Origin of the sequence: Klebsiella pasteurii, assembly GCF_018139045.1 — a bacterium.
GTDB lineage: Bacteria > Pseudomonadota > Gammaproteobacteria > Enterobacterales > Enterobacteriaceae > Klebsiella > Klebsiella grimontii.
The window spans coordinates 4,439,900-4,460,906 of the sequence record NZ_CP073236.1 but is presented as its reverse complement, the minus strand read 5'-3'; the positions used below and the strand labels follow the sequence as shown (position 1 = coordinate 4,460,906).

Here is a 21,007-nt window from a genome sequence, read left to right as displayed (position 1 = left end):
AGGGGAATGTCCGGGGCGTTCTTGGCCCCGGCACGGGCGTTAAAGCTTAATAAAGTGTTCGCGATAGTAGGCCAGTTCCGCGACCGATTCGCGAATATCGTCCATCGCCTGGTGCGTACCTTGTTTCTTAAAGCCGTCGAGAATTTCCGGCTTCCAGCGACGAGCCAGCTCTTTCAGCGTACTGACGTCCAGGTAACGGTAATGGAAATATGCTTCCAGCTCCGGCATATATTTAAACAGGAAGCGACGATCCTGGCCGATGCTATTGCCGCAGATTGGCGACTTACCTGCCGGTACCCACTTTTTGAGGAATTCGATAGTCGCCAGTTCGGCTTCACGATCGCCCTGGGTACTCGCCTTCACCCGTTCCACCAGCCCGCTGCCGGTATGGGTACGCACGTTCCACTCGTCCATCAGCGCCAGCTGCTCGTCTGACTGGTGTACCGCAATCGTCGGCCCTTCCGCCAGAATGTTCAGATTCGCGTCGGTCACCAGGGTGGCGATTTCGATGATGCGATCGCGCTCCGGATCCAGCCCCGTCATTTCAAGATCGATCCAAATCAGGTTGTTTTCATCTGCACTCATGTTATTTTCCACCCTTCTTACGTCACTATATTCATCTAAAATAGCGTGTATCATAGAGGTTTTGCCCGTACAGGGCGACCAGGAGCCAGTTCGATTGAGTAAAAATAAACTCTCCAAAGGCCAACAGCGCCGCGTGAAGGCCAACCACCAGCGCCGCCTGAAAACGACTTCGGAGAAGGCCGATTTTGACGACAACCTGTTCGGTGAAAAATCTGAAGGGACAGTCATTAGCCGCTTTGGCATGCATGCCGATGTCGAATCCGCCGACGGTAGCGTCCACCGTTGCAACATACGCCGCACTATCCGTTCGCTGGTCACCGGCGATCGCGTGGTCTGGCGGCCTGGCAAAAGCGAAGCTGACGGCGTCAACGTTAAGGGCATCGTCGAGGCCGTCCATGAACGAACTTCCGTACTGACGCGTCCGGATTTCTATGACGGCGTCAAACCCATCGCCGCCAATATCAATCAGATTGTCATTGTTTCCGCGATTTTGCCTGAGCTTTCTCCGAATATTATCGACCGCTATCTCGTGGCCTGCGAAGCGCTAAACGTCGAGCCGTTGATCGTACTCAACAAGATCGATCTGCTGGATCAGGAGAGCATGGCCTTCGTCAACGAGCAAATGGACATTTATCGCCATATTGGTTACCGCGTACTGATGGTCTCCAGCCGCACGCAGGATGGCCTGAAGCCGCTTGAAGAGGCGCTCACCGATCGTATCAGTATCTTTGCCGGGCAGTCAGGGGTAGGCAAATCCAGCCTGCTGAACGCGCTGCTGGGCCTGCATGATGACCAAATCCTCACCAATGACGTTTCGGACGTCTCAGGACTGGGGCAGCACACCACCACGGCCGCGCGCCTGTACCACTTCCCGCACGGCGGCGATGTGATTGATTCGCCGGGCGTACGCGAGTTTGGTTTGTGGCATCTCGACGCGGAACAAATCACCCACGGCTTTGTCGAATTCCATGATTATTTAGGCCGGTGCAAATACCGCGACTGCAAGCACGACAATGACCCGGGCTGCGCCATTCGCGAAGCGGTTGAGAAGGGTGAAATCGCCGAAAGCCGGTTTGAAAACTACCATCGCATTCTGGAAAGCATGGCGCAGGTACAGGTAAAAACGCGTAAAAGCTTTTCATCAACCGATGACTGACATTTAAGCTGAGCATCGTTAGAATCGTCCCCCTTTTTTCAGGCTCCGCTGCTCCGCGGGGCCAGGAACGACAAATAATGGCCTGGAGGCTACCTTGTTAAACGATCTTAAACTTTCACTGCAATACATTCTGCCTAAACTGTGGCTCACCCGCCTCGCAGGCTGGGGTGCACGCAAACGAGCAGGCTGGCTGACAAAACTGGTCATCGATCTGTTCGTGAAATATTACAAGGTCGATATGAAAGAGGCGCAAAAGCCTGACACCGCCAGCTACCGTACCTTTAACGACTTCTTCGTTCGTCCGCTGCGCGACGACGTGCGTCCGTTAAATACCGACCCGAGCGTGCTGGTGATGCCCGCCGACGGCGTCATCAGCCAACTGGGCGCCATTGAAGACGACAAAATTTTGCAGGCTAAGGGCCATAACTACAGCCTGGAAGCGCTGCTGGCCGGTAACTACCAGATGGCGGACCTGTTCCGTAACGGCAGCTTCGTCACCACCTATCTTTCGCCGCGCGATTACCACCGCGTGCATATGCCATGCAACGGTATTCTGCGCGAAATGATCTACGTGCCGGGGGATCTGTTCTCCGTAAACCACCTGACCGCACAAAACGTGCCGAATCTTTTTGCTCGCAACGAGCGCGTCATCTGCCTGTTCGATACTGAGTTTGGTCCTATGGTGCAAATCCTCGTCGGTGCCACCATCGTCGGCAGCATCGAAACCGTGTGGTCCGGTACCGTCACGCCGCCGCGCGAAGGCATCATTAAGCGCTGGACCTGGCCTGCTGGTGATAGCGAAGGCTCTGTCGCCCTGCTGAAAGGCCAGGAAATGGGCCGCTTTAAACTGGGCTCCACGGTGATCAACCTATTTTCGCCAGGCAAGGTGACGCTGATTGAGCAGTTACACAGCCTGTCGGTCACTAAAATAGGCCAGCCGCTGGCAACCGCGCCTGAAGCCGTAGCGCCGGCCGAGCCCGCGCCGCTGGCAGAAGAAGAAGTCCGCGCGGAACACGCCGCCAGTCCGCTGGTTGACGATAAACAAGACAAAGGTTAATTCCTGAAAGAAAAGGTCACGCCGTGCGCCTGATATACACTTTCCTGCTGGCCTGGTGCCTCAGTTTTGGGGCGTACGCAGCGACAGCCCCGGATGCTAAACAGATAGCTCAGGAACTGGAACAGGCGAAGGCGGCGAAGCCCGCCCAGCCTGAGACCGTCGAAGTCCTGCAATCTGCCCTCAACGCCCTTGAGGAGCGTAATGCTTCCCTTGAGCGCGTCCGTCAGTACCAGGACGTTATCGATAACTTCCCCAAACTGTCGCAAAACCTGCGCGCGCAGCTCAATAATCTGAGCGATGAGCCGCGCCAGGTCTCCACTACTCTCTCCTCCGATGCGCTGAACCAGGAGATTCTCCAGGTCAGCAGCCAGCTGCTGGAAGCCAGCCGTAAAGCTCAGCAGGAGCAGGATCGCGCCCGCGATATCGCCGATTCGCTTAACCAGCTGCCGCAGCAGCAGAGCGATGCCCGCCGCCAACTGAACGAGGTTGAGCGCCGGGTTGGCGCACAAAACAGCAATACGCCGCTGGCGCAGGCGCAGAATCTTGGCCTGCAGGCGGAGTCCGCGCGGCTGAAAGCGCTGGTCGATGAGCTGGATCTGGCCCAGCTCTCCGCCAATAACCGCCAGGAACTTTCGCGGTTGCGCTCCGAGCTGGCGCAGAAAGAGAGCGAACAGCTCGACGCCTGGCTACAAGCGCTGCGTAATCAGCTAAACAACCAACGGCAGCGCGAGGCGGAGAAAGCGCTGGAAAGCACCGAACTACTGGCGGAAAACAGCGAAAACCTGCCGCCGGATATCGTGGCGCAGTTTAAAGTTAACCGCGAGCTGTCGCAGGCGCTCAACCAGCAGGCGCAGCGCATGGATCTGATCGCCTCGCAGCAGCGCCAGGCGACCAATCAAACTCTCCAGGTGCGTCAGGCGCTAAACACCCTGCGCGAGCAGTCTCAGTGGCTGGGTTCTTCCAATCTGCTTGGCGAAGCCCTGCGCGCGCAGGTTGCGCGGCTGCCGGAAATCCCGCGACCGCAGCAGTTGGATACCGAAATGGCTCAGCTGCGCGTGCAGCGCCTGCGCTATGAAGATCAGCTCGGCAAGCAGCCTCAGCTAAGACAAATTCGTCAGGCGGATGGGGAGCCGCTCACCAGCGAGCAGAACCGTATTCTGCAGGCTCAGATGCGTACGCAGACTGAGTTGCTCAACTCCCTGCTACGCGGCGGCGATACGCTTATGCTCGAACTGACCAAGCTGAAAGTCGCCAACGGCCAGCTTGAAGATGCGCTTAAAGAGATCAACGAAGCGACCCACCGCTATCTGTTCTGGACCTCCGACGTCAGCCCAATCGGCTTCTCATGGCCGCTGGAGATCGTTCAGGACCTACGCCGTCTGATCTCGCTCGATACCATGAGCCAGCTCGGCAAAGCCAGCATGATGATGCTGACCAGCAAAGAGACCCTGCTGCCGCTCTTCGTCGCGCTCATTCTGGTGGGGTTCAGTATTAGCTCACGACGCCATTTCACCAGCTTCCTTGAGCGCTCCAGCGCGCGCGTCGGTAAGGTGACGCAGGATCACTTCTGGCTCACGCTGCGCACGGTGTTCTGGTCAATACTGGTGGCCTCGCCGCTGCCGGTACTGTGGATGACGCTGGGCTATGGCCTGCAGGCCGCCTGGCCTTTCCCGCTGGCGGTCGCCATTGGCGATAGCGTTACCGCTACGGTGCCGCTGCTGTGGGTGGTGATGATTTGCGCTACATTCGCCCGCCCAAACGGCCTGTTCATCGCCCACTTCGGCTGGCCGCGTAGCCGCGTCAGCAAAGCGATGCGCTACTACCTGATGAGCATCGGGCTGATCGTGCCGCTGATTATGGCGCTGATTACCTTCGATAACCTCAACGATCGCGAATTCTCCGCCTCGCTGGGCCGCCTCTGCTTTATGCTGATTTGCGGCGCGCTGGCGATGGTGACCCTGAGCCTGAAACGCGCCGGCATCCCGCTGTATCTCGACAAAGAAGGCAGCGGCGACAATATGCTGAACCGGCTGCTGTGGAATATGCTGCTCGGCGCGCCGCTGGTGGCGATGCTGGCGGCGGCGATCGGCTATCTCGCCACGGCGCAGGCGCTGCTCGCCAGGCTCGAAACCTCGGTCGCCATCTGGTTCCTGCTGCTGGTGGTCTATCACATCATTCGCCGCTGGATGTTGATCCAGCGCCGCCGCCTGGCGTTCGATCGCGCCAAGCATCGACGGGCGGAGATCCTCGCCCAGCGCGCGCGTGGTGAAGAAGAGGCTCAGCATACCAGCAGCCCGGAAGGTTCAATGGAAGCCGAGGTCAGCGAGGTCGATCTGGATGCCATCAGTACCCAGTCGTTACGTCTGGTGCGCTCCCTGCTGATGCTGATTGCGCTAGTGTCGGTTATCGTGCTGTGGTCAGAAATCCACTCCGCGTTTGGCTTCCTGGAGAATATCTCGCTGTGGGACGTCACCTCTACGGTGCAGGGCGTTGAGAGCCTGGAGCCGATTACCCTCGGCGCGGTGCTGATTGCCATCCTGGTGTTGATTATTACCACCCAACTGGTGCGCAACCTGCCCGCGCTGCTGGAACTGGCGATCCTCCAGCATCTGGAACTGACGCCGGGCACCGGCTATGCCATCACCACCATCACTAAATATCTGCTGATGCTGATTGGCGGTCTGGTCGGCTTCTCGATGATTGGCATCGAGTGGGCCAAGCTGCAGTGGCTCATTGCCGCCCTCGGCGTCGGTCTCGGTTTTGGTCTGCAGGAGATCTTCGCCAACTTTATCTCCGGCCTGATTATTCTGTTTGAGAAACCAATACGGATTGGCGATACGGTCACTATTCGCGATCTCACCGGCAGCGTGACGCGTATTAATACCCGCGCCACGACCATCAGCGACTGGGACCGTAAAGAGATTATCGTGCCGAACAAGGCGTTCATCACCGAACAGTTCATCAACTGGTCGTTGTCGGATTCCGTGACCCGCGTAGTGTTGACGGTGCCTGCGCCGGTGGATGCCAATACCGAAGAGGTTGCGCAGATCCTGTTAAATGCCGCGCACCGCTGTTCGTTAGTTATCGATACCCCGGCGCCGGAAGCGTTCCTCGTTGACCTGCAGCAGGGGATCCAGATTTTCGAGCTGCGTATCTACGCCGCCGAAATGGGTCACCGTATGCCGCTGCGCCACGAGATGCATCAGCTGATTCTGGCCGGATTCCGCGAGCACGGGATCGATATGCCGTTCCCGCCGTTCCAGATGCGTCTGGAGAGCATTGATGGCAGAAAAAGCAGCAGAGCGCTGACTTCGGCAGGGAAAACCAGCCGCGCCCCCGGCAGTCTGTAAGAACGGCCTTGCCTGAACGCAGGCAAGGCCAGAACGGTCGCACGACCGGACAATCAACCATACCGCCATACATCGGCGGTCATCTCCGTCAATATCCGGCAGGAAAGCGGAAAGGAAGATCAGGCACGGTCGACGGTAAACGAAATGACCTCACCGATGCTTTCAGCCCCCAGGGCCAGCATCACAACGCGGTCAACGCCCAGCGCTACGCCGGAACAATCCGGCAGCCCGGCTTCCAGAGCGGCCAGCAGATGACGATCGATTGGCTGCTGCGGCAGGCCGCGAGCAGCACGCTTGCGGTTATCCTGCTCAAAACGCTGCTGCTGTTCGCGCGCGTCGGTCAGCTCATGAAAACCGTTCGCCAGCTCAATGCCTTTGTAATAGACCTCGAAGCGCTCCGCCACGCGGTGATCTTCGGTGCTAATTTGCGCCAGCGACGCCTGGCTTGCCGGGAAGTGATAAATAAACGTTGGCCGATCTTTACCGATGTGCGGCTCGACGCCCATGGCGAAGAGTAGCTGAAGCAGCGTATCCCGGTCCTCTTCCGTATCGGCGATATTGCTCAGATCCAGCTTCGCCGCCGCTTCGCGCAGCTGGGTTTTATCCGCCGACAGCGGGTCGATTTCCAGATGACGCTGAAAGGCTTGCTGGTAAGAGAGGCTTTCGGCCGGCTGGCAGTCGAGCACCTGCTGGAGCAGATCGTCGACTTCATTAATCAGGCGGTACATGTCGTAGCATGGACGATACCACTCCAGCATGGTGAATTCCGGATTATGGTGACGCCCCATCTCTTCATTGCGGAAGCTACGGCATAGCTGAAACACCGGGCCGCAGCCGGCCGCCAGCAGGCGTTTCATGTGATACTCCGGGCTGGTCATCAGGTACAGGTTCAGCCCCTGAGAGTGGCCAGGACCAACGAAACGCGTCTCAAACGGGACCATATGAATATCCGTCACCGTCGCCTGACTCATGCAGGGCGTCTCCACCTCCAGCACGCCGCGGTCGGTAAAGAAACGGCGAATTTCCGCCATCACCGCTGCACGTTTTAACAGATTTGGAATGGATGCGCTCGGCTGCCAGGTTGCCGTTTCGCTCATGGTACTTTCTCCGATTTGAAACAAGGGCACGAAGTCTACTCGTAACTGGCAGATGAAACAAATTTTGTGCGAATACGTAAACGCGTTACATACACTTAATTTGTTGATAACCCAAAAACATAAAGCAAGCAGATAAACAACCGCACAGAACGATAAAAAAATCGAACACGTCAATTTTCCCTTATGACCCTACGGCTATACTCCTTACCTATAAAGGAGCAGTGATACGTTTTCGCCAGCCCGGCGGCGAAATAAACAAAAACTGGAGGAATGTCGTGCAAACTTTTCAAGCCGATCTTGCCGTAATAGGCGCAGGCGGAGCAGGTCTTCGCGCCGCAATAGCCGCCGCGCAAGCTAATCCAAATGCTAAAATCGCTCTAATTTCAAAAGTCTATCCTATGCGCAGCCATACCGTTGCTGCTGAAGGGGGTTCCGCTGCCGTCGCGCAGGATCATGATAGCTTCGAGTACCATTTCCACGACACCGTTGCAGGAGGCGACTGGCTGTGCGAACAGGACGTCGTTGACTACTTCGTTCATCACTGCCCGACGGAAATGACCCAGCTCGAACATTGGGGATGCCCGTGGAGTCGCCGCCCGGACGGCAGCGTCAACGTCCGGCGATTCGGCGGTATGAAGATCGAACGAACCTGGTTCGCTGCCGATAAAACCGGCTTTCATATGCTGCACACCCTTTTTCAGACCTCGCTTCAATTCCCGCAAATCCAGCGCTTCGATGAACATTTTGTTCTGGATATTCTGGTGGATGATGGCCAGGCTCGCGGTCTGGTCGCGATGAATATGATGGAAGGTACGCTGGTGCAGATCCGCGCCAACGCGGTCATTCTGGCGACCGGCGGCGCAGGACGCGTGTATCGCTACAATACCAACGGCGGTATCGTCACCGGTGACGGTATGGGTATGGCGCTCAGCCACGGCGTACCGCTGCGCGATATGGAGTTCGTGCAATATCACCCCACCGGTCTGCCGGGTTCCGGCATTCTGATGACGGAAGGCTGCCGCGGCGAAGGCGGAATTCTGGTCAACAAGAACGGCTACCGCTATCTGCAGGATTACGGCATGGGTCCGGAAACCCCGTTGGGCGAACCGAAAAATAAATATATGGAGCTGGGTCCGCGCGATAAAGTCTCCCAGGCTTTCTGGCACGAATGGCGTAAGGGCAACACGATCCCTACCCCGCGAGGCGATGTGGTCTATCTCGATCTGCGCCATTTGGGCGAGAAAAAGCTGCTTGAACGTCTGCCGTTTATCTGCGAACTCTCGAAAGCCTACGTTGGCGTCGATCCGGTGAAAGATCCTATTCCGGTACGTCCGACCGCGCACTATACCATGGGCGGGATCGAAACCGACCAGCAGTGTGAAACCCGCATCAAAGGGCTGTTTGCCGTGGGTGAATGTTCTTCTGTCGGCCTGCATGGCGCCAACCGCCTTGGCTCCAACTCCCTGGCGGAGCTGGTGGTGTTTGGTCGTCTGGCCGGTGAGCAGGCCATGCAGCGCGCAACCGAAGCGGGCGAAGCCAATAGCGCTGCGCTGGACGCCCAGGTCGTCGATATCGAGAACCGCCTGAAAGAACTCGTTAATCAAGAAGGTAACGAGAACTGGGCGAAGATTCGTGACGAAATGGGGCTGTCAATGGAAGAAGGCTGCGGCATCTACCGTACGCCGGAGCTTATGCAGAAAACGGTTGATAAGCTGGCCGAGCTGCAGGAGCGCTTCAAGCGCGTGCGTATCACCGACACCTCGAGCGTGTTCAATACCGACCTGCTGTACACCATCGAACTGGGTCATGGCCTGAACGTCGCCGAATGTATGGCGCACTCCGCCCTCGCGCGTAAAGAGTCCCGCGGCGCGCATCAGCGTCTGGACGAAGGCTGCACCGAGCGTGACGACGTCAACTTCCTCAAGCATACCCTCGCCTTCCGCGATGCCGACGGTAATACCAGCCTGGAGTACAGTGATGTGAAAATCACCACTCTGCCGCCGGCAAAACGCGTGTACGGTGCGGAAGCGGAAGCAGCCGAGAAGAAGGAGACGACGAATGGCTGAGATGAAAAATATGAAAGTCGAAGTGGTGCGCTACAACCCGGAAGTGGACATTGCACCGCACAGCGCTTTCTATGAAGTTCCCTACGATGAGCAAACCTCTCTGCTTGATGCTCTGGGCTATATCAAAGACAACCTCGCGCCGGACCTCAGCTACCGCTGGTCCTGCCGTATGGCGATTTGCGGTTCCTGCGGCATGATGGTGAACAAGGTGCCAAAGCTGGCCTGTAAAACCTTCCTGCGTGAATACACCAAAGGCATTAAAGTCGAGGCGCTGGCTAACTTCCCGATTGAGCGCGATCTGGTGGTCGATATGACTCACTTTATTGAAAGCCTGGAAGCCATTAAGCCGTACATCATTGGCAACCCACGCACGCCCGATCAGGGGCCTAACACGCAGACGCCGGCGCAAATGGCCAAGTACCACCAGTTCTCTGGCTGCATCAACTGCGGCCTGTGCTATGCGGCCTGTCCGCAGTTTGGTCTTAATCCGGAGTTTATCGGTCCGGCGGCGATCACCCTCGCCCATCGCTACAACGAAGACAGCCGCGATCGCGGTAAAAAGGAACGTATGGCGCAGCTTAACGGCCAGAATGGCGTCTGGACATGTACTTTCGTGGGCTACTGCTCCGAAGTCTGCCCGAAACACGTCGACCCGGCGGCCGCGATCCAGCAGGGCAAGGTAGAAAGCTCGAAAGACTTTCTTATCGCCACCCTGAAACCACGCTAAGGAGTGCTGTATGACGACTAAACGCAAACCCTACGTGCGGCCGATGCCGTCCACCTGGTGGAAAAAGCTGCCGTTTTATCGCTTCTATATGCTGCGTGAAGGAACGGCGGTACCCACGGTCTGGTTCAGCATCGTGCTGATTTACGGGCTGTTCGCACTGAAGCATGGCGCGGAGAGCTGGGCGGGCTATGTCGGTTTCCTGCAAAACCCGATTGTCGTGATCCTAAACCTGATCACGCTTGCAGCCGCGCTACTGCATACCAAAACCTGGTTTGAGCTGGCGCCGAAAGCCGCCAATATTATCCTTAAAGGCGAGAAAATGGGACCTGAGCCAATTATTAAAGGGCTTTGGGTCGTCACTGCGGTCGTCACCGTGGTGATCCTGTTTGTCGCACTGTTCTGGTAAGGAGGCTGGAATGATTAATCCCAACCCAAAACGTTCTGATGAGCCGGTATTCTGGGGGCTGTTTGGCGCTGGCGGCATGTGGGGAGCGATTATCGCCCCCGTCATTGTGCTGCTGGTAGGTATTATGCTGCCGCTTGGCCTCGCGCCTGCCGACGCCTTCAGCTATGAACGCGTGCTGGCTTTTGCCCATAGCTTTATTGGCCGTGCATTCATTTTCCTGATGATTGTTCTGCCGCTATGGTGCGGGCTTCACCGTATTCACCATGCAATGCACGATTTAAAAATTCACGTACCCAACGGTAAATGGGTCTTCTACGGCCTTGCGGCGATTCTGACCATCGTCACCCTGGTCGGCATATTGTTCATCTAAACGAATAGCCGTACGCGGCTTTTACTTCAGCCGCAATAAGCCCGGTAGCATTCTGTTACCGGGCTCGCTTCTCAAGAAAATTCTGCCACATTTTTCCTGCCTGGCTCTACACTTAGCTTAAAACTGGCAAGGAAAAAATTATGCGTCTGCTACCCGTTCTTGCGGTTGTTGCCGCTTCATTTCTGCTTGTAGCCTGTAGTACTCCGGCGCCGCCTTCTGGCGTAACCGTGGTTAGCCCCTTCGACGCTCAACGCTATCTTGGCACCTGGTATGAGATTGCCCGCTTCGATCACCGTTTTGAAAGCGGCTTAGAAAAGGTCACCGCAACGTATAGCCTGCGCGATGATGGCGGACTGAACGTGGTAAATAAAGGCTACAACCCAGACCGGGGTATGTGGCAAAAAACCGATGGCGTCGCCTACTTTACCGGAGAGCCCACGCGAGCCGCGCTGAAAGTCTCGTTTTTCGGCCCCTTCTATGGCAGCTATAACGTGATGGCGCTGGATAAGGATTATCGCTACGCGCTGGTTTGTGGACCCGATCGCGACTATCTCTGGCTACTGGCGCGCACGCCGAAAATCCCGCCGGAAGTGAAGCAGCAGATGCTGGATATCGCTACCCGGCAAGGATTCGACGTGAGCAAACTGCTATGGGTCAATCAGCAGTATTAATGCGCGCTCATTTTCAGGCCAATGATGCCAATCACAATACACGCCAGGCTGGCAATGCGCATCGGGCTGGCGGATTCACCCAGCAGGATAATACCCGTCACGGCTGCGCCGACCGCGCCTATTCCGGTCCAAACGGCGTAAGCCGTCCCTACGGGCAACGTTTTCATCGCCCATGACAACAGCGCCATGCTGATGACCATAGCGGCAATCGTTATCACGCTTGGCACCAGACGGCTAAAACCGTGGGTATATTTCAGACCGACTGCCCAGACAACTTCCAGCAGACCAGCGATAAACAGAACTAACCAGGACATATGGCTCCTTTAATGGGGCCGTCCCCAGATGTGAAACGCTTACAGGTCGTCCCGTAAGGTAGATGATATTCCGCAGGAATTATACACGACGTGGGTAAGGTGAGGAAGAACGGTACGACCAGCGGCCGTACCGCCATGGTCTATTGCTGAGCTTTGGTCGCGGCGCCCGAAATCGCGCTGCCGCCTTCTGAAATATCCTGACCAACACCGCGCGTGGTGTTACATGCAGTCAGTACAGAGGAAAGAGCCAAAACCGTAAAGAACGCTGCAATCGCTTTTTTTACCATAATGTCATCCTTATTAACCAGTTTTAGTTATCGTGCTCTATAAGCATAGACAAACTGCTCCAGGATGAGGGAAACGCGGCGATTTTTAAGAGAAAAAGAAATTACGCGAGCGAATAGGATTGCGCGTGGGGAGTGTGAATAAGAATTCCCTGATGAAATAAGATTAACTGACAGCGTGAGAAATAGCATGACCCAGGCTCTGGATATCCTCGCCAACGCCACGAGCCGTGTTGCACCCGGTAAGCAGCGACCCGCCCAGAACTAACAGTAACAAAAGTTTCAGCGTAGCGTTCATCTTCCTTGCCTGCAGTTTCGACATTATAGAGGGCGCAGCATTGCGGCTGCGCCAACCATCTCATCGCCCAGATTACTTCACGCGGGATACGTATTCGCCAGAGCGGGTATCCACTTTGATGACTTCGCCAATCTGTACGAACAGAGGAACTTTAACTACTGCGCCAGTGGATAGCGTTGCAGGTTTGCCGCCAGTACCGGCAGTATCGCCCTTCAGGCCAGGATCGGTTTCAACGATTTCCAGCTCAACAAAGTTTGGTGGGGTGACGGAAATTGGCTGACCGTTCCACAGGGTCACGATGCATTCAGCCTGATCCAGCAGCCATTTCGCGTTATCGCCAACGGCTTTAGCGTCAGCAGCCAGCTGTTCGAAAGTAGAGTTATTCATAAAGTGCCAGAACTCACCGTCGTTATACAGGTAAGTCAGGTTCATATCGACAACGTCCGCGCCTTCAGCAGAATCAGTAGACTTAAAAGTTTTCTCAACGCGAGTACCGGTCAGCAGGCGGCGCAGCTTAACGCGTGCAAAAGCCTGGCCTTTGCCGGGTTTAACGAATTCACTGGCTTCAACTGCATAAGGTTCGCCGTCCATCATGATTTTAAGACCGGCACGAAAATCGTTGCTATAGTAAGTCGCCATAAGGCCCTCTGAAATTTTGTTAATTGGTAGCTAAGCCACAAAATGGCGCATATTGTAACCCTAAATACCCCATCCAGAGAAGATTGGTTAACGCAACTTGCCGATGTTGTGACCAGTCCTGATGAACTGCTGCATCTTTTAAATGTAGACGCTGATGCGAATCTATTGGCAGGGCGCGATGCTAAGCGCCTGTTCGCATTGCGTGTTCCACGAGCGTTTATTGCCCGTATGGAACCAGGCAACCCTAATGATCCTCTTCTTCGTCAGGTACTTACCTCTCAGGAAGAGTTTACTAATGTTCCAGGATTCTCTACCGATCCGTTGGAAGAACAGCATAGCGTTGTGCCGGGCCTGCTGCATAAATACAGCAACCGCGCGTTGCTGCTGGTTAAAGGCGGCTGTGCGGTAAATTGTCGTTATTGTTTCCGTCGTCACTTCCCCTATGCTGAAAATCAGGGCAATAAACGTAACTGGCAGATGGCCCTCGAGTATATTGCGGCGCATCCCCGACTCGATGAGATCATCTTTTCCGGTGGCGATCCGCTCATGGCGAAGGATCATGAGCTCGACTGGCTCTTGACGCAGCTGGAAGCTATTCCGCACATCAAACGCCTACGTATCCACAGCCGGTTGCCCGTTGTGATTCCTGCGCGTATTACCGATACGCTGGTTGCCCGTATTTCTGCATCATCGCTACAGGTACTGCTGGTAAACCATGTTAACCACGCTAACGAGATTGATGCGGCATTTCGTTCGTCCATGAAAAAGCTGCGTATGGCTGGCGTAACCTTATTGAACCAAAGCGTGCTGCTGCGCGGTGTAAACGATAACGCGCATACGCTCGCCGATTTGAGCAATGCGCTCTTCGACGCTGGCGTCATGCCCTACTATCTCCACGTTCTGGACAAAGTGCAGGGGGCGGCCCATTTTATGGTCAGTGACGAAGAGGCCAGAACCATCATGCGCGAACTGCTCACCCTGATATCCGGCTATTTAGTACCAAAACTTGCACGGGAAATCGGCGGAGAACCAAGTAAGACTCCCCTGGACTTAGGATTAAAGCAGCGATAACCAATCCGTCTGCCGGGCACTGCCTGGCAGACTACCTACTTGCCATTACTCACTGTGTATAAATACTAACGACTTATAATTTTCGTAAAACGAGTATTCTCCAGAAGAAAGTAAAAGCAAATATAAAAGTAAGCTGTAACTTCATTCATTAATAGTTACAAAAAAAGAGAAAGAATGTTTGCTGCGGTCATCGCCAATAACAGGGGTAAGATCCACCCAGGTAATTTGAATTCTGTTGCTTTATTGCCACTGAAACTTTTTGAGGCGTCATCCTGAATGGCTAAATTATGAATCACATTTTTCTCAACCGGGGGCGAGGATGTGCTCGCGGTGATCTGTAGATTTTCAGGCTGTTTCTCCTCCGTTCGGAAGAATGAGGCTATATGTGAACCAGCCGCAAGAACAAACCCCCTCTGCCTTACAGTAACAATAATATCCTGCGACAACCCTGCTTTTACTAACGATTTTCTTAGCAAGGAAATATTTTGATAGAAAGTATTCTGGGAAACGACAACACCTCTGGTTTTCCATACTATATCCAGAAACTCTTCTCTGGATATAATCTTCCCATTGCTTTCCAGTAAAAGTTGAAGGCAGCGTGCAGTTGGCGCATTCAGGGTCACGCTATCCCCATTTTCCCCAACGGGCTGCAACTCATTCATATTTACATTAAATATAACTTCATTATTAATGATATATTCATTGAATATCATAATTCCAATCCCCCTTCACCATTCCATATGAAATAAAGATGAATTAAATTCAAATTCACCTTTAGCAAACACGGTACATCCCTTTAAGCCTGCCAGATTAGATAATTTTACGGATAAGCTCCCGCTCTTCCCAGAGCAAAGATAATATTATCATGATATTTGAACCAAAGGGAAGACTGATTTACAACTATACGTTCCAGACACGCTCATTATTATCCACGAAATCTCTTTGTGAATTTGCAACCTTCAATAAACGAGGTTTAAATTCAAGCAGAATTCACATGCATTTTGTCTACCCTACACTTAGATTTGTTCCCGCTCCGGTACAGTACGCTTTATGTATACTAGCTATACGCAATAGCGGCAGCAGGAGTAAGAAAACGATAGAGCTCAGGCATAGATACGGGGTGTTAGTTATTACTAATATCATTAATTAACAACCGGGCCGAGTATCTATTCAGGACTTTAGTATCTATAAATGGATTAAATAAATGAAAAAAACAATCGTAGCTGTAATGGTCGCTGCTTCCGCAGTTCTGAGCGCTCAGGCTTTCGCGGCAGGGAACAGTTCTCAACTAACAATTCTGGGCAACGTCACTGATACCGGTGAGTCCTGTAACGTTACTCCTTCAGCGCAGATCCAGGGAGGTTCTTTAACTCTGGATGATGTTAAAGCCTCTACCCTGGAAGGCCAGGCCGTAAACTCGCCGTATATGTCTCTTGCAAAAGATATTGAATACAAAATTGAAGATTGCCAGAAAGGCGCAACCGATTACACTGGTAACCTCAACGTGACCGTAACCGGCGACTATATCAGCGGCCAGGATAACGTGCTGACTAACACCGCTGTAAACCCAGCAACCAACGCAGCAGTAACTGTTGTTAACACCGATGGTTCTCGCGTGAGCTTCACAGGCACAACACCTAAAGTTGTCGCTTATACTGCGGGTACCCCATCTTACCTGCGCTACAAAGCAGCATATGTTAAAACCGCTGCCGGCGTTACCGATGGCGCAGTTAAAGGTGTAGCTACCTTTACCATCACCTACTAATACTCAATAGGGCCTGCCTCAGGCAAGCCCTATTTTTATTCAGGGAATGAATTATGTTGAAGTCATTATTAAAGATAGTGGCAGTTTTTGCGTTTTCAGTAAGTTTTGCCGCCTATAGCGGTGTAGTTGTGGACTCCACACGGCATCTTTATAAAGAGGGGGCGCGTGAAATTAACGCTAACCTGGAAAACAAAGATAATATTCCGTATTTAATAAAGTCATGGGTTGAGCCTCGCGAAGGCAGCCAAATGTCTTTTTTTATGGTAACCCCTCCTCTTTTTCGTCTGGAAGCAAAACAGAAAAATACTGTGCGTATATTTCCTAATGCGAACATAACTAACGCGCCTAAAGATAGGGAAACTGTTTATTATTTCAACGTAATGTCAATCCCACCGACCAGTGACGCAGATACGGATAAAAACAAAATCCAACTGGCTGTGCGTCATAGAATGCGTCTTATCTATCGCCCAAAATCCTTACAGGATCTTTCGATTAACCAAGAAGCAAAGAAATTAGAATGGCGGAGAAGTGGTAATAAAATCACGCTAAAAAACACGACACCATTTTTTATCTATTTTAAGTCAATCAAAATTAATAACACAGAAGTGAGTGGTTCCATTAACAATATCGATGCATTCGCAACCAAAGAATTTACATTACCAGCGGGTGTAAATGGCTCAGAAATAGTATGGAAAGTCGCAACTGACAACGGAGGCATGGGTTCTGCCTACTCGTCATCAATTTAATTTTTTTGTTCTTTTTTGACCGACCAGGGTGAAAAGTATGTCTATTTTAATAAAAAAAAGGGATGGTATTCTTTCTGGTGTGTCCCACCCATTTTTCGTTCTTGTTCCTGCGTTAGCCCTCGGTTTTTGTAACAATGCCCTGGCGCGTGATTTTTTTGATCCTGATTTTATTAAATCAGTGGGTCAAAGCGACCCTTCCTCAATACCGGACTTATCGCTGTACGCAACGAAAGATGCTCAGGCACCGGGTGAGTATCGTATTGATGTAGTTTTAAACAACAATCTGCAGGAAACCACTGATATTCAATTTGTCGAAAAAAAAGATCCGACTACTGGTGCTCTGAAACTAGTTCCCTGCCTGAGTATCGCTAAATTAACCAGCTATGGTTTACGCTCAGAAGCATTCCCTCACTTAAAAGAAGATACTAACGGGTGCGCTGATGTCAGTGGGATACCTAACTTCACGACAGATTTTAACTTCAATACTCAGCAACTGCTGATATCCATACCACAGGCTGCATTATCAACTATTGCTCAAGGGTTTGTCCCGCCTGAAGAATTTGATGATGGAATTAACGCACTGCTGACCAATTACCAATTCAGCTCAGGGAAGGATTATGAGGCGAATAATGAATACTACAACCTCAACCTACAATCTGGCCTAAACATTGGACCATGGCGTCTACGTAATCTCAGCACATGGAATAAATCGGCTGGTATCCAGAGCGATTGGGATTCAGTATATCTTTATGCTCAACGGAGTATTATCCCCCTAAAAAGCACGCTGGTAATGGGGGAAAGCAGTTCACTATCAAGTATTTTTGATAGCGTGCCGTTTACTGGTATTCAGCTTGCTACTGATACTGATATGATTCCAGAAAGCCTGCGCGGCTTCGCCCCTATCGTGCGTGGTATTGCCAGAACTAACGCCCGCGTAGTTATCAAACAGAACGGCTACCAGATCTATCAAGCCTTTGTTGCACCTGGCGCCTTTGAAATTACCGACCTCTACTCAACCGGCGGTAACGGTGATCTGTATGTCACTGTCGAAGAAGCCGATGGCTCCCGACAAAACTTCGTTGTTCCTTACGCCTCTTTGCCGCTGATGCTCAGAGAAGGCCAGATGGAATACGAAATCACCAGCGGTAAATATCGTCCCTATGATGGTGATGTTGACGAAAAACCATTTACCCAAGCGACCATCAGCTACGGCGTATTAAGCAATACGACTTTTTACACCGGCTTGCAGGCTGCATCGAGTTATCAGGCGCTGGCTTTAGGTGTCGGGCAAAATCTGGGTGATATCGGTGCAGTTTCAGCCGACGTCACCGAAGCCTGGTCGAAAAAGAAAGATATGGATAAAACGACGGGTCAGTCCTGGCGTATCCGCTATGGTAAAAATATTCTTGAAACCGGTACGAATATCACCGTCGCAGGCTACCGCTACTCCACCTCTGGGTTCAATACGCTTACTGATGTAATGAACACTTATAATAATCGCTACGGTAGTTATACTTCTCGTTCTTTACGAAACAGAACCAATATTACCGTAAATCAAAGTCTGGGTTCAGGGCTCGGAAGTCTGTCCGTCTCCGGTATATTTGAAGACTACTGGGATAGCAATCGCCGTAACAACTCATTCAATATTGGCTATAATGGTGGGTTCCGTCGCTTTAACTATTATGCAGGCTATAGCTACAGTCGCTATTCCTGGGGCGATAGCGGCTCGAATCGTACCGTCGAAGACGACCACGTCGTTTCATTCAACATCACAGTGCCATTAGGTGACTGGATACCCAATACCTATGCAACCTATAACGTCACTAATAGCAGCCCAGGTTCTACCGACCAATATGTTTCTCTCAGCGGTGTAGCGCTGGAAAATCATAATCTGGAGTGGAACGTACAGCAGGGTTATAGCAATCGGGAAGATGCCAGCGGTGGGGTATATAGCAACTATCGTGGTTCAATGGGTTCCGTTAACGGTGGTTACAGCTATAGCAAACATAGCCAGCTCATTAACTATGGTATGAGCGGTGGAGTCCTGCTCCACGCTGACGGGATTACCCTGGGTCAGGAAATGTCTGAAACAGCGGTGTTAGTTAAAGCCCCGGGGTTAGATAATGTTCGACTGGAAAATGATGTCAGTATTACAACAGATTATCGTGGTTACGCAATTATCCCATACGTTACACCATACCATCGAACCAGTGTGACTTTAGATAACACCACCCTGAGTGACAATATGGAATTACCGAATACCACTCAGAAAGTGGTGCCTACTCGTGCCGCAATTGTACGGGCAAACTTTGAAGGCAATATTGGCCGTCGCGCTTTCCTGGTATTGAAAAGAACGTCGGGTGACTATGTTCCTTATGGTGCGACGGTAACCTTAACCACGGATAAAAATGCTCAGGCCAGCATCGTATCCGACGGTGGCATGGTTTATATGTCCGGGCTGAAAGATAACGGTGAAATTTATGCCCGGTGGGGAACTAAAAGCGGCCAGCAGTGTAAGGCAACTTATAGCTTAGCTGCGACAACCGAAGGCATTGCGCAGGCCACTGCGGTTTGCCGTTAACAGGGATAGTAATACTATGAAAAGTCTTTTTTTTATTATTAGCTTACTCTGCATAAGCTCGCATGCAGTAGCTACCTGCACGTATGGTAAAACTGGTGGCGGTGCAATTAGCGTTAACTTCAGTGGCTCTGTAATCGCTGATTCAACATTACCTAATGGAAGCATATTAGCGTCAGCAAGGCGCGGAGGTGTTGATCCCAAAACATTTTCGTCATGTAGCGCTAGTGACGTTTTTGTTGTTAGAACCGTTCCTACAGTTAGTCCATCTAGCATTTCAAAAATTGGTGGCAAAGTCGTATATGAGACAGGTATCCCTGGTATTGGCTTTCAGATCTCCGATATTACGTTACCATCTGCAAACTATTTTTCACCAGCAAATATAGATCAGCCAGAAGCAGCCAATACTCATTATTTCTCTAACTCATCTGGCCAAGTCATGGTTTGGTTAGTTAAAACAGGCCCCATAACTAAAACGACGGGAATAAAAACCTCTGTTTACTTTATGGCTGGCCCGCCAAATCAGACTAGTACTGGTTCGTCAAATGCAACTGAATTATTCAGAATCATTATTGACTTAACTAACATAAAATTCAAAGAAACCACATGTGAAATTTCCCCCCGAAACGGAAATATAGTAAGACTATCAAACATTGATATTTCAGAGCTGAACTCAGTGTCAGTTGGAAGTGCCGTTGGAAAAGCAAAAAGCATCACACTTGATATTAGCTGCCCAGACTCCGAAGTTAACAAGAAATATATTTACTGGTTTAGCCCTATATCTATAGCATCAACTAGCACCGATGGATTATTACTAAATTCATTATCAGATGGTGCTCAAAATGTAGGCATAATTTTAAAAAAAGGAAGCTCTGCGATAAAATTTAACAATCTGGAAGCCTATCCCTTCACCAGCTCGAAGAGTCAAGATATAACGTTAACGGCTGATTACTATAAAATCGCCCAAAATGTTTCAACAGGAACTACTGGGGAGATCAAAACAGACCTAGAGATTGTCCTTCAGGAAGAATAACCTTAACCTACATGAAGATAAATGTCATACCGTCAAGCCTAAGCCAGGCTGGCGGCATATTGACCATATGAGATATAACTTATTTCGGAGTTTCAATGATAGTTAAGAGAGTAATTATATAAATCCATAAAAATTGATACATGAACAACTAAAAATTCATCATTTAATCATGACAAATGGCATTGAAAAATAAAAAGCGCATACTAAAATCATCGTCGAAATGTCACATAACGCATTAGTGACCTTTCGTAGACTAAATGTAACAAAATATGTTAACCTACTTATTATTAACATATTGTTATCGTAGAATAATCTTAGTATAAAAGGGAATATGTAATGAAACAATTGACTGTATTCGAAATGGAAACTATCTCCGGTGGATATTCTTGGGACTTCTCTTCTATCAGCTCAGCTATCACAAGTGTAGTAAGTAACGGTGCTGAAGCAGTAGCCTCTGCCATAATTTCTGGTGCAGCACATGCGATGATAGGTTCGACTATTGGGGGATCACAGGGTGGTGACGGCGGTGGTCTACTTGGTATTGGTGCTATCGGGCAAGCTGTTGGAATGGTTTGGGGTCTGGCTGTTGGTGCTATTGGTGGTGCAGTTTACGGCGCTATGGGTGGCTGGGAATTTGCCAGCAAGGAAGCTCAAGCAGCTATGAATGGTCTCTATAACGGCACCCTTGCTCCTTGGGCTTAAAATTCAACAATCGAATATATTATAGTATCATGAATAGATAATATTCTTTATATTCATTGAATTAAAGGTCTGGATATCCAGACCTTTTTTAC

General features: G+C 51.4%; 21 protein-coding genes. 14 read left to right on the top strand and 7 right to left on the bottom strand.

Going from position 1 to position 21,007, the window contains the following annotated elements:
• Nucleotides 1-39: 39 nt before the first annotated feature.
• Nucleotides 40-585, bottom strand: a complete 546-nt coding sequence (orn, locus tag KCG39_RS20965) for an oligoribonuclease (protein ID WP_004128059.1) — start codon at nucleotides 583-585, stop codon at nucleotides 40-42.
• A gap of 94 nt (nucleotides 586-679) precedes the next feature.
• Here orn and rsgA point away from each other — a divergent pair, with 94 nt between their 5' ends.
• The 3 genes from rsgA (at nucleotide 680) to mscM (ending at nucleotide 6,148) form a co-directional block, all read left to right on the top strand.
• Nucleotides 680-1,741 carry a small ribosomal subunit biogenesis GTPase RsgA gene (gene rsgA / locus KCG39_RS20960; RefSeq protein WP_004128058.1) on the top strand — a complete coding sequence of 354 codons (1,062 nt, stop codon included), beginning with the start codon at nucleotides 680-682 and terminating at the stop codon, nucleotides 1,739-1,741.
• A 94-nt stretch (nucleotides 1,742-1,835) separates the two neighbouring features.
• Nucleotides 1,836-2,798, top strand: coding sequence for an archaetidylserine decarboxylase (asd, locus tag KCG39_RS20955; RefSeq protein WP_004128055.1), 963 nt, complete (start codon nucleotides 1,836-1,838; stop codon nucleotides 2,796-2,798).
• Between the two features lie 23 nt (nucleotides 2,799-2,821).
• Complete coding sequence (gene mscM, locus KCG39_RS20950; RefSeq protein ID WP_004128051.1) at nucleotides 2,822-6,148, top strand: miniconductance mechanosensitive channel MscM; 3,327 nt, start codon at nucleotides 2,822-2,824, stop codon at nucleotides 6,146-6,148.
• Between the two features lie 119 nt (nucleotides 6,149-6,267).
• Here mscM and epmA read toward each other — a convergent pair whose 3' ends face one another.
• Complete coding sequence (gene epmA, locus KCG39_RS20945) at nucleotides 6,268-7,245, bottom strand: elongation factor P--(R)-beta-lysine ligase (RefSeq protein WP_004128048.1); 978 nt, start codon at nucleotides 7,243-7,245, stop codon at nucleotides 6,268-6,270.
• A gap of 275 nt (nucleotides 7,246-7,520) precedes the next feature.
• Here epmA and frdA point away from each other — a divergent pair, with 275 nt between their 5' ends.
• The 5 genes from frdA to KCG39_RS20920 all read left to right on the top strand — a co-directional run bounded on the left by frdA (nucleotide 7,521) and on the right by KCG39_RS20920 (nucleotide 11,485).
• Entirely contained in the window at nucleotides 7,521-9,311 is a 1,791-nt protein-coding gene (gene frdA / locus KCG39_RS20940; RefSeq protein WP_087829763.1) for a fumarate reductase (quinol) flavoprotein subunit, read from the top strand.
• Nucleotides 9,304-10,038, top strand: a complete 735-nt coding sequence (locus KCG39_RS20935; protein ID WP_004128039.1) for a succinate dehydrogenase/fumarate reductase iron-sulfur subunit — start codon at nucleotides 9,304-9,306, stop codon at nucleotides 10,036-10,038. Before frdA ends, KCG39_RS20935 begins: the two co-directional genes overlap by 8 nt.
• A 10-nt stretch (nucleotides 10,039-10,048) precedes the next feature.
• On the top strand, nucleotides 10,049-10,444 hold the full coding sequence (gene frdC / locus KCG39_RS20930) for a fumarate reductase subunit FrdC (protein ID WP_004128037.1): 396 nt from the start codon (nucleotides 10,049-10,051) through the stop codon (nucleotides 10,442-10,444).
• A gap of 10 nt (nucleotides 10,445-10,454) precedes the next feature.
• Complete coding sequence (frdD, locus tag KCG39_RS20925) at nucleotides 10,455-10,814, top strand: fumarate reductase subunit FrdD (protein ID WP_004128035.1); 360 nt, start codon at nucleotides 10,455-10,457, stop codon at nucleotides 10,812-10,814.
• Between the two features lie 140 nt (nucleotides 10,815-10,954).
• Nucleotides 10,955-11,485, top strand: a complete 531-nt coding sequence (locus KCG39_RS20920; RefSeq protein ID WP_004128032.1) for a lipocalin family protein — start codon at nucleotides 10,955-10,957, stop codon at nucleotides 11,483-11,485.
• Here KCG39_RS20920 and sugE read toward each other — a convergent pair.
• From sugE to efp, 4 genes are all read right to left on the bottom strand, one after another.
• Nucleotides 11,482-11,799: a quaternary ammonium compound efflux SMR transporter SugE gene (gene sugE / locus KCG39_RS20915; RefSeq protein WP_004128029.1), complete on the bottom strand. Its 318-nt coding sequence runs from the start codon at nucleotides 11,797-11,799 to the stop codon at nucleotides 11,482-11,484. The genes KCG39_RS20920 and sugE overlap by 4 nt on opposite strands.
• 140 nt (nucleotides 11,800-11,939) lie before the next feature.
• A complete protein-coding gene (gene ecnB / locus KCG39_RS20910) occupies nucleotides 11,940-12,086 on the bottom strand; it encodes a lipoprotein toxin entericidin B (RefSeq protein WP_004097935.1) in 147 nt (48 codons plus the stop codon).
• Between the two features lie 163 nt (nucleotides 12,087-12,249).
• Nucleotides 12,250-12,381: an entericidin A/B family lipoprotein gene (locus tag KCG39_RS20905; protein WP_004128026.1), complete on the bottom strand. Its 132-nt coding sequence runs from the start codon at nucleotides 12,379-12,381 to the stop codon at nucleotides 12,250-12,252.
• 72 nt (nucleotides 12,382-12,453) lie between these two features.
• Nucleotides 12,454-13,020 carry an elongation factor P gene (gene efp / locus KCG39_RS20900; RefSeq protein WP_004097931.1) on the bottom strand — a complete coding sequence of 189 codons (567 nt, stop codon included), beginning with the start codon at nucleotides 13,018-13,020 and terminating at the stop codon, nucleotides 12,454-12,456.
• A 42-nt stretch (nucleotides 13,021-13,062) separates the two neighbouring features.
• Between efp and epmB the strand changes: the two genes are divergently transcribed.
• A complete protein-coding gene (gene epmB, locus KCG39_RS20895) occupies nucleotides 13,063-14,091 on the top strand; it encodes an EF-P beta-lysylation protein EpmB (protein ID WP_049112910.1) in 1,029 nt (342 codons plus the stop codon).
• A gap of 155 nt (nucleotides 14,092-14,246) precedes the next feature.
• On the opposite strand, the gene KCG39_RS20890 is transcribed toward epmB, so the two are convergent.
• Entirely contained in the window at nucleotides 14,247-14,804 is a 558-nt protein-coding gene (locus tag KCG39_RS20890; RefSeq protein WP_004128019.1) for a winged helix-turn-helix domain-containing protein, read from the bottom strand.
• Between the two features lie 491 nt (nucleotides 14,805-15,295).
• On the opposite strand from KCG39_RS20890, the gene KCG39_RS20885 reads away from it, so the two are divergent.
• From KCG39_RS20885 to KCG39_RS20865, 5 genes are all read left to right on the top strand, one after another.
• Nucleotides 15,296-15,856 (top strand): fimbrial protein, encoded by a 561-nt coding sequence (locus tag KCG39_RS20885; RefSeq protein ID WP_004128016.1) that lies wholly within the window; start codon nucleotides 15,296-15,298, stop codon nucleotides 15,854-15,856.
• Nucleotides 15,857-15,909: 53 nt separating this feature from the next.
• A complete protein-coding gene (locus KCG39_RS20880) occupies nucleotides 15,910-16,602 on the top strand; it encodes a fimbrial biogenesis chaperone (protein ID WP_049112912.1) in 693 nt (230 codons plus the stop codon).
• A gap of 37 nt (nucleotides 16,603-16,639) precedes the next feature.
• Nucleotides 16,640-19,183, top strand: coding sequence for a fimbria/pilus outer membrane usher protein (locus KCG39_RS20875; RefSeq protein ID WP_142468495.1), 2,544 nt, complete (start codon nucleotides 16,640-16,642; stop codon nucleotides 19,181-19,183).
• Nucleotides 19,184-19,199: 16 nt separating this feature from the next.
• The gene (locus KCG39_RS20870) at nucleotides 19,200-20,213 is read left to right on the top strand and encodes a fimbrial protein (RefSeq protein ID WP_075208564.1); all 1,014 of its coding nucleotides are present in this window, start codon (nucleotides 19,200-19,202) and stop codon (nucleotides 20,211-20,213) included.
• 336 nt (nucleotides 20,214-20,549) lie between these two features.
• Nucleotides 20,550-20,915 (top strand): hypothetical protein, encoded by a 366-nt coding sequence (locus KCG39_RS20865; protein WP_032742011.1) that lies wholly within the window; start codon nucleotides 20,550-20,552, stop codon nucleotides 20,913-20,915.
• Nucleotides 20,916-21,007 lie beyond the last annotated feature (92 nt).

What these genes read in the sequence shown, in the direction of transcription:
- orn (WP_004128059.1), bottom strand. Translation starts at nt 585, where the DNA reads ATGAGTGCAGATGAAAACAACCTGATTTGGATCGATCTTGAAATGACG.
- epmA (WP_004128048.1), bottom strand. Translation starts at nt 7,245, where the DNA reads ATGAGCGAAACGGCAACCTGGCAGCCGAGCGCATCCATTCCAAATCTG.
- KCG39_RS20935 (WP_004128039.1), top strand. Translation starts at nt 9,304, where the DNA reads ATGGCTGAGATGAAAAATATGAAAGTCGAAGTGGTGCGCTACAACCCG.
- frdC (WP_004128037.1), top strand. Translation starts at nt 10,049, where the DNA reads ATGACGACTAAACGCAAACCCTACGTGCGGCCGATGCCGTCCACCTGG.
- frdD (WP_004128035.1), top strand. Translation starts at nt 10,455, where the DNA reads ATGATTAATCCCAACCCAAAACGTTCTGATGAGCCGGTATTCTGGGGG.
- KCG39_RS20920 (WP_004128032.1), top strand. Translation starts at nt 10,955, where the DNA reads ATGCGTCTGCTACCCGTTCTTGCGGTTGTTGCCGCTTCATTTCTGCTT.
- sugE (WP_004128029.1), bottom strand. Translation starts at nt 11,799, where the DNA reads ATGTCCTGGTTAGTTCTGTTTATCGCTGGTCTGCTGGAAGTTGTCTGG.
- ecnB (WP_004097935.1), bottom strand. Translation starts at nt 12,086, where the DNA reads ATGGTAAAAAAAGCGATTGCAGCGTTCTTTACGGTTTTGGCTCTTTCC.
- KCG39_RS20905 (WP_004128026.1), bottom strand. Translation starts at nt 12,381, where the DNA reads ATGAACGCTACGCTGAAACTTTTGTTACTGTTAGTTCTGGGCGGGTCG.
- efp (WP_004097931.1), bottom strand. Translation starts at nt 13,020, where the DNA reads ATGGCGACTTACTATAGCAACGATTTTCGTGCCGGTCTTAAAATCATG.
- epmB (WP_049112910.1), top strand. Translation starts at nt 13,063, where the DNA reads ATGGCGCATATTGTAACCCTAAATACCCCATCCAGAGAAGATTGGTTA.
- KCG39_RS20890 (WP_004128019.1), bottom strand. Translation starts at nt 14,804, where the DNA reads ATGATATTCAATGAATATATCATTAATAATGAAGTTATATTTAATGTA.
- KCG39_RS20885 (WP_004128016.1), top strand. Translation starts at nt 15,296, where the DNA reads ATGAAAAAAACAATCGTAGCTGTAATGGTCGCTGCTTCCGCAGTTCTG.
- KCG39_RS20880 (WP_049112912.1), top strand. Translation starts at nt 15,910, where the DNA reads ATGTTGAAGTCATTATTAAAGATAGTGGCAGTTTTTGCGTTTTCAGTA.
- KCG39_RS20875 (WP_142468495.1), top strand. Translation starts at nt 16,640, where the DNA reads ATGTCTATTTTAATAAAAAAAAGGGATGGTATTCTTTCTGGTGTGTCC.
- KCG39_RS20870 (WP_075208564.1), top strand. Translation starts at nt 19,200, where the DNA reads ATGAAAAGTCTTTTTTTTATTATTAGCTTACTCTGCATAAGCTCGCAT.
- KCG39_RS20865 (WP_032742011.1), top strand. Translation starts at nt 20,550, where the DNA reads ATGAAACAATTGACTGTATTCGAAATGGAAACTATCTCCGGTGGATAT.